This window comes from Leifsonia sp. 10N434, from assembly GCF_056394405.1.
Genome location: NZ_JBFTHV010000010.1, coordinates 22,583 through 35,878 on the forward strand (window position 1 = coordinate 22,583; position 13,296 = coordinate 35,878).

10 protein-coding genes are annotated in these 13,296 nt (G+C 68.7%); 1 reads left to right on the forward strand and 9 read right to left on the reverse strand.

Going from position 1 to position 13,296, the window contains the following annotated elements; translation table 11 throughout:
* Window positions 1-19 precede the first annotated feature (19 nt).
* Window positions 20-2,542 carry a beta-glucosidase gene (locus AC1DB1_RS19010; RefSeq protein ID WP_477201936.1) on the reverse strand — a complete coding sequence of 841 codons (2,523 nt, stop codon included), beginning with the start codon at window positions 2,540-2,542 and terminating at the stop codon, window positions 20-22.
* Between the two features lie 120 nt (window positions 2,543-2,662).
* Window positions 2,663-4,048: an MFS transporter gene (locus tag AC1DB1_RS19015; protein ID WP_477201937.1), complete on the reverse strand. Its 1,386-nt coding sequence runs from the start codon at window positions 4,046-4,048 to the stop codon at window positions 2,663-2,665.
* A gap of 143 nt (window positions 4,049-4,191) precedes the next feature.
* Between AC1DB1_RS19015 and AC1DB1_RS19020 the strand changes: the two genes are divergently transcribed.
* On the forward strand, window positions 4,192-5,223 hold the full coding sequence (locus AC1DB1_RS19020; protein ID WP_477201938.1) for a LacI family DNA-binding transcriptional regulator: 1,032 nt from the start codon (window positions 4,192-4,194) through the stop codon (window positions 5,221-5,223).
* A gap of 82 nt (window positions 5,224-5,305) precedes the next feature.
* Here the strand turns inward: AC1DB1_RS19020 and AC1DB1_RS19025 are convergent, their stop codons facing one another.
* The 7 genes from AC1DB1_RS19025 to AC1DB1_RS19055 form a co-directional block, all read right to left on the reverse strand.
* The gene (locus AC1DB1_RS19025) at window positions 5,306-6,499 is read right to left on the reverse strand and encodes a glycine C-acetyltransferase (RefSeq protein ID WP_477201939.1); all 1,194 of its coding nucleotides are present in this window, start codon (window positions 6,497-6,499) and stop codon (window positions 5,306-5,308) included.
* Window positions 6,499-7,542: an L-threonine 3-dehydrogenase gene (gene tdh / locus AC1DB1_RS19030; protein ID WP_477201940.1), complete on the reverse strand. Its 1,044-nt coding sequence runs from the start codon at window positions 7,540-7,542 to the stop codon at window positions 6,499-6,501. Before tdh ends, AC1DB1_RS19025 begins: the two co-directional genes overlap by 1 nt.
* 187 nt (window positions 7,543-7,729) lie before the next feature.
* Window positions 7,730-8,914, reverse strand: a complete 1,185-nt coding sequence (locus AC1DB1_RS19035; protein ID WP_477201941.1) for a Gfo/Idh/MocA family protein — start codon at window positions 8,912-8,914, stop codon at window positions 7,730-7,732.
* Between the two features lie 213 nt (window positions 8,915-9,127).
* Complete coding sequence (locus AC1DB1_RS19040; protein WP_477201942.1) at window positions 9,128-10,159, reverse strand: LacI family DNA-binding transcriptional regulator; 1,032 nt, start codon at window positions 10,157-10,159, stop codon at window positions 9,128-9,130.
* Between the two features lie 4 nt (window positions 10,160-10,163).
* Entirely contained in the window at window positions 10,164-11,021 is an 858-nt protein-coding gene (locus AC1DB1_RS19045) for a carbohydrate ABC transporter permease (RefSeq protein ID WP_477201943.1), read from the reverse strand.
* Window positions 11,014-12,000 carry a carbohydrate ABC transporter permease gene (locus AC1DB1_RS19050; protein WP_477201944.1) on the reverse strand — a complete coding sequence of 329 codons (987 nt, stop codon included), beginning with the start codon at window positions 11,998-12,000 and terminating at the stop codon, window positions 11,014-11,016. Before AC1DB1_RS19050 ends, AC1DB1_RS19045 begins: the two co-directional genes overlap by 8 nt.
* 3 nt (window positions 12,001-12,003) lie before the next feature.
* Window positions 12,004-13,266 (reverse strand): ABC transporter substrate-binding protein, encoded by a 1,263-nt coding sequence (locus tag AC1DB1_RS19055; RefSeq protein WP_477201945.1) that lies wholly within the window; start codon window positions 13,264-13,266, stop codon window positions 12,004-12,006.
* Window positions 13,267-13,296: the final 30 nt, after the last annotated feature.

A 13,296-nucleotide genomic window follows, 5' to 3' on the forward strand; every position in this document is an offset into this window, starting at 1 on the left:
TGCCGCCACGCTATCCCGTTCAGACTGTGAACTCGACGGGTGCCGACAGTGTCGCGACCGAGGTTCCGACGCGCACGGCGTAGGTCCCCTCTTCAGTGCGCCACGCGTGATCGTCGACCGACCAGTACTGCAGCGAGCGCGGCTCGACCTCCACAGTGGCCACCGTCGCCGCCCCCGGCTCCGAGCGCACAACGGCGTACCCCGCCAGCCAGAGCACCGGACGCTCGATCGCGGAGTCGGACACCCGCTGCAGGTACACCTGCACGACCTGCTTGCCGGCGCGGTCGCCGACGTTGGTCACCGGCACGCTCACCGTGAGGCCGTGCGTCGCGACGTCCCCCTCGTGAGCACCCGCTGCCGCGCCGCCACCGAGCGTCGGCTCGCCGAGCTCCCACTCGGTGTAGCCCAGACCGTGACCGAACGGGATGGCCGGAGCAGGCCCGCCGACGGCCGCACGACGCGCCCACTCGCGGTAGCCGACGTTGAGGCCCTCGCTGTAGAAGAGCTTGCCGTCCACCGGCTCGACCTGCCACACAGGAACGTCGTCCTCGGCCGCCGCCCAGGTGGTCGGGATGCGCCCGCCCGGCTCACGGGCGCCGCTGAGCACGTCCGCGATCGCCGCGCCCATCTCCTGCCCGGGGAACCAGGTGAGAAGAGCGGCCGGGGCGTCGTCGAGCCACGGCATGATGACCGGACCACCCGAGTTGACCACCACGACAGTGCGCGGGTTGGCCGCGATGACACGGCGCACGAGCTCGTCCTGACCTTCGGGAAGTCTCAGGTTCGCGCGATCGAAGCCCTCGGACTCGAGCTGGTCGGTGGTGCCGACGACGACCACAGCGACATCCGACGCGGCGGCGAGCGCCACGGCTCGTTCGAGTTCGGCGTGGGCGTCGGAGAACGGCTCCTCGTAGCCGAGGGTGAACATCACGGCCGAGAGGCCCGCCTGCTGCTGCGGGCGGTGCTCGAGCCGAAGCTCGACGGTCTGACCGGCCGCGAGGCGGATCGGGAACGACTGCTTCGGCGGGTTCAGGAACGCCATGAACGGGTCGGTCCCCTCGGGGAAGAACAGGCCGTCGCTCTTCAGCTCGCCGTCCACCTCGAAGCGGAAGAGGCCCAGCCCGGCGAAGCCGACCGCGTACTCGCCGTCGGCGGGCGCGGTGAACGTCGTCTTCGCCTCGACGACGGCCGTGTCGCCGAGGATCGGGTCGCCCAGCCACATCAGCCGGCCGCTGCCGCGGTGCTCGTCGAGCACGACCCGGCCGTCGTCGGAGAGGAATCGCACGTGCACGCCGGACTCGCCCGTGACCGGATCGGACGCCACCGACGCGTCGACGGGCAGCAACGACTCGGACGACCGCACGCCCGGGGCGAACCGGACGGCGTCGCCGAATGCCTCGGTCAGACCGGCGAGCGGGGTGACGACGTGGTCGGGAAACACCGTCGCCGATCCGCCGCCCTGGCTGCGCGCGATGCGGGCGTGCTGGCCGATGACGGCGATCGACTGACCGGAGGCGGCGTCGAGCGGCAGCACGCCGTCGTTCTTCACGAGCACGATGCCATCGGCGGCCGCCTCGCGCAGCAGGGCGTCGATGCGCTCCTGCGGCCAGGGCTCGGCGAGCGGCGCAGCCGCCTCGACGCCGGCGAGGGCACCGATGCGCCCGGCGAGCCGCAGAATGCGGAGCACCTTCTCGTCGATGTCGGTCTCGGAGACCTGGCCGGCGCGCACGGCCTCGACCAGCGCATCCCCCCAGACGCCGTCGGGACCGGGCATCGCGAGGTCCTGCGCGGCCGCACCGGCGGCGACCGTGTCGCGCACGCCCATCCAGTCGGAGACCACGACGCCGTCGAAGCCCCACTCGTCTTTGAGCGGCGAGCGCAGCAGCTCGTTCTCGGTCATCGTGGTGCCGTCGACCGAGTTGTACGACGACATCACCAGCCACGCGCCTCCTTCGGTGACCATCCGCTCGAACGGGGCGAGGTACACCTCGCGCAGGGTGCGCTCGTCAACCACCACGTCGACGGTCATCCGGTCGGTCTCGCTGTCGTTCGCCACGTAGTGCTTGGGCGTGGCTCCGACGCCGCGCGACTGCACGCCCTTGACGAAAGCCGTGCCGACGACACCCGACAGCCACGGGTCCTCGCTGTACGCCTCGAAGTGGCGGCCGCCACGGGGCGAGCGCTGGATGTTCACGGTCGGGCCGAGCGCGACGCCGACGCCCTTGCGCCGCGCCTCGGCGGCGATCAGCTGTCCGAGCTCGAACACGCGCTCGGCATCCCACGATGCGGCGAGCGCGGTCGGCGACGGCAGGTTCGCCGAGCTGTCGCGCTCATCCCAGAGCTGCCCGCGCACGCCGGCAGGACCGTCGGAGACGACGATCGTCTCGAGGCCGATCTGCGGTTCGTCGTGGAGGGTCCAGAAGGAGGCGCCGGTGAGCAGGCGCACCTTCTGCTCGAGGCTGAGGTCGGAGACGAGCCCGGCGATGAACTCGTCGGTGTCCTCGGCCGTGGAGTTGTCGGAGGCGGCGGTGGTGTCGGTCATGACGGAGGATCGCTTTCGTTCTGGTCGTGCAGGTGGTGCGGGTGGTTCGGTGGGCCGCCTGTCGGCGACCCACCGGGTCTGGTGCGACGCGCCCGAGCGTACTCAGCCGCGCGCCGTCTGTCAGCGGACGGACTTGATCGGCAGCACCGCGAAGGCGCCGACGAGGGCGATGACGATGCCGATCGGGAACAGCGCCGCGTAACCGCTGAACGCGATGACGATGAGGCCTGCGAGGCCCGGGGCGAGGGTCTGCGGCAGGGTCGCGGCGATGTTCAGCACGCCGAGGTCTTTGGCGAAGTCGTCCTTCGACGGCAGCACCTCGCTCATCAGGGCCGTATCGACCGACTGGTACGCGCCGAAGCCGAGGCCGCTCACGAACGAGAAGAGGAGCATGCCCGTGACGGTCGGCATGACCAGCGGGAAGATCAGCGAGATCGCGAGGATGACTCCCGCGATGATCACGACGATCTTGCGTCGGCCGAGCTTGTCGCTGAGGGGGCCGCCGATGAGCGTAGCGATGATGATGCCGACGAGGCTGACGACGCCGAGCAGCGGGATCACTCCGACGGCCTTGTCCTTGAGGCCGATGTAGTCCTGCAGGATGAACAGCTGGAAGCCCGTGACCATGAAGTAGCCGGCGTAGAGCAGCAGACGACCGGTGAAGCCCCAGAAGAAGTCGGGGTGCTTGCGCGGGCTCACCCAGAACGTCTTGAGGAAGACGACCCAGTTGAACGGCGGCTTCGGTTCGCCCTTGTTCGAGCTGTCGGGGTTGAACACGACGAACAGCACGACGATGATCAGCGCGAGACCGGCGAACGTGAGGTAGCCGGCCGGGATCGCCGTGGCGAACGAGGCGCCGACGACCTGGCCGCCGAGGGCTCCGAACATGAGTCCGATGCCTGCGAGAGCGGAGAAGGTGCCGCGGACGGCGCTGGGGACCCGATCCGGGAGGATGGCGCTCAGCGGGCCCTGCGCGAAGTTGTAGGCGATCTGCACGATGATCCACGCGATGGCGACCTGGACGAGGCCGTTGGCTGCAGCCATCCCGACCAGGGCGAGTCCGCCGACGAGAGCGCCGGCGACCATCCACGGCGCGCGACGGCCGAAGCGGCTGCGCGTACGGTCGGACACCATGCCGGCGATCGGCTGAGCGAGCATCGCGGCGAAGGCGCCGATCGTGGCGACCACGGCCAGCGTTCCCGCCTTGGCGCTGTCACCGACGATGCCCTGGATCTGCAGGGGAAGCAGGATGCCGGGAACCGCTCCCCAGATCATGAAGATGCCGATATTGGCGAACAGCATCGAGATCATGAGCTTCAGCAGCTTGCCGCGCACCTTGACCTTCGGCACGACGGCCGCGGTGGCGGAGGTGGGTGCCGCACTGAACGCGGAGCCGGAGGTGGTGAGGGTCGAAGCGAGTGACGAGCTCTCGACCGTGCCGGTGAGATTCGGCGGAATGGTCGGCTGAACGGGGCGGGGCTGGTTCGGATCTGACGGCGATGTCACGAGGGGTGTCCTTTCACAGCAGGCGACTTTGCGTGCTAACACGCGTAACCATAACCGACGACCACCACCGAATACAAGCCGTTGCTCGGTTTTCGGTTACCCGCGTAAGCAGATTGTCACCCGACGCCTAGACTGAAGCCAGCATGTTCACACCTCAGGTCGTCAAAGCACCGACCAGCACCGACGTTGCGCTCGCGGCCGGAGTGTCGCGCGCCACCGTGTCGTTCGTGCTCAACGACAAGCCGAACTCGCGCGTCTCCGAAGACACGCGTCATCGCGTGCTCGAGGCCGCCCGGCTGCTCGGCTACACACCGAACAACGCAGCACGATCGCTCGCCAGCGGCGAGGCCGTCGCCGGGTTCCTCCTCTCCGCGTCGCGCCAGGACTACGGGGCGACCCTCGCCCGCACCTTCGACGGCCTGCTCGCCCGCACAACCGACGACGGCACGGATGCACTCCGCCACACCGACACGGAGCAGGCGGGCGCCGAGGCGGCCCAGCTCTGGGCGAAACTGCGACCGGAGGCGGTGCTCGCCGAGTCGTCCCGCTGCGACGCGGAGGCGACGGAACTCCTGCGCCTCGCGGGCGTGCGCGCGCTGATCGTGCACGGTTCGGTCCCCGTCGACTACGCGCCCTCTCTGGTCGTGCCGCAGCAGCCGTTCGGGCGGGTCGCGGTCGAGCACCTGGCTGCACTCGGGCACACGCGCGTCGCGTTCCTCACGCCGACCGACCCTGCCTCCGCGGAAACCGCGCGCGAGCGGCTCGCCGGCGCGCGCGCCGCGGCGGACGCCGCCGGCATCATCCTCACCGTCTCGCCTGCCGCCGCATCCAGTGCGTCACTGCGCGATTGGGCCCACGCCTGGCGGTACGACCCGCACGCCCCGACGGCTGTGGTGGCGTACGACGACCGGATCGCGATGGCGGCGGTGCGGGCACTGGCCGATGCGGGCATCCGGGTGCCGCGCGATGTCTCCGTCATCGGAGCCGACGATCATCCGGCCGGTGCCGACTTCATCCCGCGCCTGACCACGGTGACCTTCGCGGCGGACCTGCTCGCGGACCACCTGCTCGACGCCTACACGCAGATGCGCGCCGGCACCCGCGTCGAGCGCGTCGACGCCCCCGCGATCACCCTCGTCGCGCGCGAGTCGACCGCAGCGCCGGCCCGCCCATAATCGAGTCCGAACTTGTTGCTCCCTCCGCTCTGCGTGTCGGGGCAACAAGTTCGGACTCGATTGCAGGGATGAGGCGAATCGCTCAGGCGGCGGCGGCGACGGCGTCGCGGGCGGCGACGAAGGCGTCGACGCAGCGACGGATCTCGTCGTCGGTGTGCGCTGCGGAGAGCTGCACCCGGATCCGCGCCTTGCCGCGCGGGACCACCGGGAACGAGAACGCCGTCACGTAGACGCCGCGCTTCTGCATCTCGTCGGCCATGCGCGCGGTGAGCGCCGCATCCCCGAACATCACGGGAACGATCGGATGCTCACCCTCGAGCAGCTCGAAGCCGGCATCCGTCATCAGCGACCGGAACAGGTAGGCGTTCGCGATGAGCTGCGACCGCAGGCCGTCCGACTGCTCGAGCAGGTCGAGCGCGGCCAGCGTACCGGCGACGATCGACGGCGCGAGCGTGTTCGAGAAGAGGTACGGACGCGCGCGCTGGCGCAGCAGATCCACGATCTCCTGGCGCGACGACACATAGCCGCCGGATGCTCCACCCAGCGCCTTGCCGAAGGTTCCGGTGTAGATGTCGACCCGGTCGGCCACACCGCAGAACTCGGGTGTGCCCCGCCCGTGCTCGCCCACGAAACCGACGGCGTGCGAGTCATCGACGAAGACCAGCGCACCGAACTCGTCGGCGAGGTCGCAGATCTCGCTCAGGGGTGCGATGTAGCCGTCCATCGAGAAGACCCCGTCGGTCACGATGACCATGTGCCGGGCATCCGCCGCCTGAGCCGCGACGAGCTGCGCGCGCAGGTCGGTCATGTCGCGGTTCTTGTAGCGGTAGCGCTTGGCCTTGGACAGCCGGATGCCGTCGATGATCGACGCGTGGTTGAGCTCGTCGGAGATGATCGCGTCCTCGGCGGAGAACAGCGTCTCGAAGACACCGCCGTTCGCATCGAAGCACGACGAGAACAGGATGGTCGCCTCGGTTCCGAGGAACTGCGAGACCCGGCGCTCCAGCTCGAGGTGCTGCTCCTGGGTTCCGCAGATGAAACGCACGCTCGCCAGCCCGTAGCCCCACTCGTCGAGCGCGCGTTTCGCCGCGGCGACGAGCGCCGGGTGGTCGGCGAGCCCCAGATAGTTGTTGGCGCAGAAGTTGAGCACCTCGGCGCCATCGGCCGTGATCAGCGCCGCCTGCGGACCCAGGATGCTGCGCTCGTGCTTGGTGAGCCCGGCCTCCTCGATCTCCGCCAGCTGGGCCGCGACGTGTTCGCGAAACGTTCCGTACATCAGAGCTCCGTCCAGTCGAGGATGACCTTGCCGCCGCCGCCGGCAGCCGCCGCGGCGAATCCGTCCTGCCAGTCGCGCGCCGCGAACCGGTCGGAGACGATCGACGCGATCGCCGTGCGCAGCACCTCGCTGGTCTGCAGCATGGCACCCATCGCGTTCCAGGTCTCGAACATCTCGCGCCCATAGATCCCCTTGAGCGTGAGCATGTGGGTGACGACGATGCCCCAGTCGACCGCGATCTGCGACGACGGCAGGCCGAGCATCGCGACGCGACCGCCGTGGTTCAAGTTCTCGATCATCTGCGGGAGGGCCGTCGGTGCGCCGCTCATCTCGAAGCCGACATCGAAGCCCTCGCGCATCCCGAGCGCCTCCTGCGCCGACCGGATGGGGGCCTTCGAGACGTCGACCGTGAAGTCCGCTCCCATCCCCATCGCGAGCGCGAGACGGGATGCGCTGATGTCCGTTCCGACGATGAACCGAGCGCCCACGTGCCGCGCGACCGCGATCGCCATGAGACCGATCGGGCCGCATCCGGTCACCAGCACGTCTTCGCCGACGACCGGGAACGCGAGTGCGGTGTGGACAGCGTTGCCGAGGGGGTCGAACAGCGCGCCCACCTCGGGCTCGATCGCGCTGTGATGCACCCAGACGTTCGTGGCCGGTAGCGTGAGGAACTCGGCGAACGCCCCGTTGCGCTGAACGCCCAGCCCCTGAGTCCGGATGCACATCTGGCGGCGTCCGGCGCGGCAGTTGCGGCAGGTGCCGCAGACGATGTGCCCCTCGCCGGAGACCAGGTCGCCGAGGGCGACGTCGTGCACGAGGGGGCCGACCTCGACGACCTCGCCGAAGAATTCGTGGCCGGGGATGAGCGGGGCCTTCACAGCGGAGGCCGCCCAGTCGTCCCAGCGCTGGATGTGCAGATCGGTTCCGCAGATGCCGGTGCGGAGCACGCGGATCTTGACGTCCTCCGGACCGATCTCGGGTTCTGGTACGTCGACCAGTTCGAGGCCTGGTGCGGCCTCGCTCTTGAACAGCGCCTTCATCGCCACCTTCCTTGTAGGAATTCTGTGTTCATGGTGCGCGCGGCCCTCGTGAGGCTGCGGATTCACCGCAGTAAGCCTACGCGGCGCGCGCCGAGTCGTCTCTTCCCGTTGAAGGGCGGCTAACGCAGCCAAAACGGCGGTTTTGGATGCGTTAGCCGCCCCTCGACGAAAGGTTCTGGCCGCGCGCTCAGCGGGAGGCGGCGCTCCGCGCGGGCTGGCCCTGGTCGAAGTAGTCGATCAGCTCGGGGGCGAGGGTCGGGACGGGGAGCGTGCGGCCGTCGCCGCGCAGCGATTCCGTGGCGACGACGCCGGCCGCCACCGCGTTGCGTGCCGCGACCGGCGACGTCTCCGTCGCGCCGCCGTCGCGCACGAAGCGCACGAACTCGGTGATGAGCAGGCCGTCGGCGCCACCGTGGCCGCCCACCGCCTCCGGCACCACGAACGTCTCGTCCGCCGGCGCCGCGCCCTGGTGCCGCCGGTTCCACAGCTTGACCTCGGCCCCGGACTCGTCGCCGAAGTTCTCGATGCGCCCCTCCGTACCGATCACCGTGTAGTTGCGCCAGTAGTCCGGTGTGAAGTGGCACTGCTGGTACGAGGCCAGGGCTCCGTTGTCGAGCACCATGTTCACCTGCGAGATGTCCTCGACGTCGATCACCGGATTGAGGCCCTCGGCGGCCGTGGGCGGCCAGTTGTCGAGGCTGAACCAGTCGCGCATCCGCTCACCCGATCGGTCGCGGCGGTCGTCGATGTCGCCGTAGACGCTCAGCGACCCGATCGCCTGCACCCGGCTCGAGTAGCCGCCGGCCAGCCAGTGGATCACGTCGATGTCGTGAGCGCCCTTCTGCAGCAGCAGCCCGACCGACTTGGAGCGGTCGGCGTGCCAGTCCTTGAAGTAGAAGTCGCCGCCGTTGCCGACGAAGTGCCGGCACCAGATGGCCTTGACCTCGCCGATGCGGCCCTCCTGGATGAGGCTGCGCATCAGCGCGATCACCGGCATGTGACGCATGTTGTGCCCGACATAGAGGCGCGACCCCGTGCGGTGAGCCGCATCGAGGATGCGGTCGCAGTCCTCGATCGAGATCGCCAGCGGCTTCTCGCAGAACACGGCGAACCCCGCCTCCAGGGCCGGGATGGCGACCGCCGCGTGCTGGTCGTCCGGCGTGAGTACCATGACCGCGTCGAGATCGAGCGCGAGGAACTCCTCGAGGCTCGCGGTGACGGCGGCATCCGGGAACGCCGCCAGCGCCTCTTCGCGCGATCGTTCGCTCAGGTCGCACACGGCGACGACGGCGGACCCGGCCCCCGGCCGATGCGCCTCGAGGGCCAGGTGCCCTCGCAGCCCGAATCCGACGACCCCGATTTTGACGTCCACGAAAAACTCCTTCGATTGTGGTGCTGATGGTGATGGGTGGTGCGGTGGTGATGGGTGGTGCGGTGGTGATGGGTGGTGCGGTGGTGATGGATGGTGCGATGGTGCGATGGTGCGATGGTGTAGTCGAGCGCTCGGTGCGCCGATTCGCACGGGAGGCGGCACCCACGATGCCGCCGGAGCGCCGGAGCGCCGCCGACGGCCCGGACGACCTGCCTACGCCCCGGTCGACTCGCGCACGATGAGCGACCACTCGAAGACGTGCAGCTCGCCGGGCTCCGGTTCGCCGCGGCCCTCCAGGGCTCGGTCGACGATGATCTCCGCCTGCCGCCGATAGAAGTCGGTGGGGCCGACGGTCGAGAGCGCGGGCTGGATCAGGCTGCCATCCGGTGTGTTGCCGACGCCGATGACCGCGACGTCGTCCGGCACGCGCATCCCGAGCCGGTGGGCGGCGTTGATGGCCGCGATCGCCGCGAAGTCCGTCGTCGCGTACAGCGCCGTCGGCCGGTCGTCGCGCGAGAGCACCTCGAGCGCCGCCGTGAACGCGCTCGCCTGGGTGTCTTCGAAGAAGCCGACCCACTCGGGTCGCACCGCGATGCCGCGCTCGGCCAGCGCATCCCGATACGCCGAGTAGCGGGTCTCGCCCCGCGACTCGAACGAGCTGCGCGTCGTGAGACAGGCCACCTCGGTGTGCCTCTCGAGCAGGTGCTCGACCGCGAGCCTCGCTCCGGGAAGCGCATCCGACCGGATGACGTCGAAGCCGTTGGGCTCCAGGGTCTCGTCGAACACGACCAGCTTCTGGCCCCGCTCGACCAGGGCCGCCAGCTTGCGTTCGCCCTCGACCCGGTCGGCGCCGATGCCGTCGACGTAGGCGACATCCGCGTGCTGACGTTCCAGCGCGCCGAACCAGTCGCCGTCGGCGAGGATCATCGTCGTCAGGTCGTGCTCGTTGGCCGCGGCGTTGACGGCCGCCGCCACCGCGAGAGACCAGGGGTCGCTGAGCATGTGGAGCGACAACTGCACCACGCCGGTGCGCCCGGTGCGCACGGCCTGAGCCGAACGGTTGGGGTGATAGTTGAGCCGTCGAGCCACCTCGTGCACCCGGCGGGCCGTGTCCTCGCTCACGCCTGGGCCGCCCTTGGAACGGCCCGAGAGCACGTACGACACCGTCGCGGTCGAGACCCCGGCCTCCGACGCCACTGTCTTCAGGGTGGGGCGGGTCGACTCGCGCTGCGCTGCTTCCGTCACCGGCTCATCCCTTCGATCCCGAGAAGGCTATGCCCTGGATGAACTGCTTCTGGAGTATGACGAACGTGATCAGCATAGGAAGGGACGCGAGCAACGCGCCAGCCATCAGAACCGGATAGTCGGTTCCATGCAGACCGACCAGCTGCGAGAGCCCGACGGACAGCGGCATCTTCGATGGATCCGTCGTGATGACGAGCGGCCAGAGCAGGTCGTTCCACGACCAGAGCACCGTGAAAACGGTCAGGGCCACGATGCCCGGCTTGGCCAGCGGCAGCATGATCCGCCAGAACGTCTGCCACACGCTCGCTCCGTCGATGCGCGCCGCCTCTTCGAGCTCGGCAGGCATCGACATGAAGAACTGACGCATCAGGAAGGTGCCGAACGCGCTGAAGATGCCCGGGATGATCAGACCCTGCAGCGAGTTGAGCCAGCCGAGCGACTGCACGATCTCGTACTGCGGCAGCAGGTAGAGCTGCGACGGCACCATCAGCACCGAGAGGAACACGACGAACAGCGCGTTGCGACCACGGAACGGGATGCGCGCGAACGCGTAGCCCGCCATGGTGCAGAGCACGACCTGTCCGACGGTGCGCCCGATCGTCAGCACCACGGAGTTGACGAACATCATCGCGAACGGCATGGAGTCGAACACTTTGGCGAAGTTGCCGAACTCCCACGGGCTCGGGATGAGCTGCGGGGGCACCTGAACGGAGCCGTTGAACGTCTTGAACGCGGTGAGCACCTGCCAGACGAACGGGAAGACCATCACGATCGCCCCGAGGATAAGCAGCCCGTGCACCAGCCAGGGCTGACGCCGGCGCGGCTCGGAACCCCTGGTCGAGAGGCTCGAAACGCTACTCATAGTGCACCCACTTCTTCTGCAGCCGGAACTGCACGACGGTGAGCCCCAGGATGATGATCAGCAGGAGGAACGCGATGGCCGCCGCATACCCCCGGTCGTTGTCGAGGAAGCCCGCCTGATAGAAGAGGTAGACGATCGTGCGCGTGTCCGGCATGGCGGGGTTGGTGCGCCCGATCATCAGGTAGACCAGGTCGAACACCTGCAGCGAGCCGATCACGCTGATCACGCTCACGAAGAAGATGCTCGGGCTGAGCAGCGGCACCGTGATCGAGAAGAACTTGCGCACGGGACCGGCGCCGTCGAGATCCGCCGCCTCCATCACGGTGTCGGGGATGGACTGCAGGCCGGCCAGGAAGATCACGATGTTCGTGCCGAGCCCCGCCCAGATGCCCACCAGCGCCACGGCGTACAGCGCGGTCGCCGGGTTCGTCAGCCAGCTCGTCCCCTGGATGCCGACGACCCGCAGCGCCTCGTTCAGGATGCCGTAGTCACCGTTGTAGAGCATCCGCCACACCAGCGCGATCGCCGCCGGCATGGTCACGACCGGCAGGAAGTACAGCACGCGGTACAGGCCGCGGCCGGCCAGCCCCTTGGTGTTCAGCAGACTCGCGATCACCACGGCGATCGGGATGCCCACCAGTGCGATGACCGTGTAGATCGCCGTGTTCGCGAGGGCACCGAGCAGGTCCGGATCGCTCACCAGTCGGGAGTAGTTGTCGAGCCCCACGAACGTCGAACCGCCGAACGCGCCCGACTGGGTGAACGACAGGATGAACGTGCGGATCGTCGGCCAGAGGTAGAAGACGACCAGGCCGAGGGCGGTGGGCCCGATGAAGAGCAGCGCCCACCACGGCGAGGCCGAGGGGCTCTTGCGCCGCCGGGTCGCGGATCCACCCGCGGCCGGGGCCGCCCCGCCCGGCGCCGGGGACATCCCCGGCGCCGAGACGGTGCGCCCTCGCGATTCGGTTGCGACGGACATGGGCTACTTGTTCTCTTTGTCCAGCGCGGCCTGCATCTTCGTGGCCAGCGTCTTCAGCCCGTCCTCCGGCGAGACGCTCAGCGCCCACACCTGCGACAGGGTCTGGTCTTGGATGGTCGTCCAGGCGGCCGTGTTCTTCGAGGCGGGATACGGCACGGCCGTCTTCAGCCCGTCGGTGAAGATCTTCAGATCGAACTTCGGCATCGAGTCCACCCAGGTCTGCTGGGTGCCGTTGTAGGCGGGGATCACCGCGCCGGCCTCTGCCTGGATGTCAGCGGCTTCTTTGCCGCTGGCGAACTCGGCGAACTTCTTCGCGGCGTCGAGGTGGGGCGACTTGGCGTTGGCGACATTCGCGAGTCCGTGCACGACCGACTGGTTTCCTTCGGGCCCGGCGGGCAGGGCCGCGACGTTCACGAGGTCTTTGGTCGCAGCATCCTGACCGAACTTGTTGGCGCTCCAGGACCCGCTCCAGTACATCGCGATCTTGCCGGAGACGAACGCGTCCTCCGGCGACGTGTCGGTCATCTGCTGCTGGGTCGGCGAGACGCCGTCTTTGATCTGGTTCGTCCAGAACTCGATGCCCTTGAGCGAGGCCGGGTCGTCGTAGCCGGAGGTCTTGCCGTCTTTGCTGATGACGTAGCCACCGGCCTGCGGGATGGTGTTGTAGTAGTTCTGCTGGTCGTTGAGGGCGGCGGCACTGCCCCAGACGCCGGCGCTCTTGTTCGTCAGGGCCTTGGCGTCGGCGAGGTAGTCGTCCCACGTCCAGCCGGCTTTGGGGTACGCGACGCCGGCGGCGTCGAAAAGCTTCTTGTTGTACCAGACACCGATGGTGTCGAAGTCTTTGGGGGCGCCGTAGAGCTTGCCGTCGTAGGTGTAGATGTCGACGAGCCCCTTGGAGTAGTTCGCGGCATCGACGTCATCGAGCGGGGCGAGCATCCCGTTGGAGGCGTAGAGCTTGATGTTCGGGCCGTTCATCCAGAAGACGTCGGGCGCGCTGCCACCGGTCGCTGCGGTCTGCAGCTTCGTCCAGTACTGGGCGAACGGGGTGAGCTGGATCTTGACGTCGATGTCCGGGTTCTTCTTCTCGAACGCGGCGATGATCTTCTCCATCGCCGGCTGCTGCACCGGGTCCCAGATTCCGTACTGCAGCGTGACGTTGCCGCCATCTCCGCCCGAGCCGCTCGCGCAGGCGCTCAGGCCGACGGCGGCCAGCGCAGTCGCGGCAACGGCGGCCGCAATCCGGAATCTGTGGGTGGTGCGTCGCATCTCGATCTCCTTTGATGTGGGGCGGTGCAA

What these genes read in the sequence shown, in the direction of transcription:
- AC1DB1_RS19010 (WP_477201936.1), bottom strand. Translation starts at nt 2,542, where the DNA reads ATGACCGACACCACCGCCGCCTCCGACAACTCCACGGCCGAGGACACC.
- AC1DB1_RS19020 (WP_477201938.1), top strand. Translation starts at nt 4,192, where the DNA reads ATGTTCACACCTCAGGTCGTCAAAGCACCGACCAGCACCGACGTTGCG.
- AC1DB1_RS19025 (WP_477201939.1), bottom strand. Translation starts at nt 6,499, where the DNA reads ATGTACGGAACGTTTCGCGAACACGTCGCGGCCCAGCTGGCGGAGATC.
- tdh (WP_477201940.1), bottom strand. Translation starts at nt 7,542, where the DNA reads ATGAAGGCGCTGTTCAAGAGCGAGGCCGCACCAGGCCTCGAACTGGTC.
- AC1DB1_RS19045 (WP_477201943.1), bottom strand. Translation starts at nt 11,021, where the DNA reads ATGAGTAGCGTTTCGAGCCTCTCGACCAGGGGTTCCGAGCCGCGCCGG.
- AC1DB1_RS19050 (WP_477201944.1), bottom strand. Translation starts at nt 12,000, where the DNA reads ATGTCCGTCGCAACCGAATCGCGAGGGCGCACCGTCTCGGCGCCGGGG.
- AC1DB1_RS19055 (WP_477201945.1), bottom strand. Translation starts at nt 13,266, where the DNA reads ATGCGACGCACCACCCACAGATTCCGGATTGCGGCCGCCGTTGCCGCG.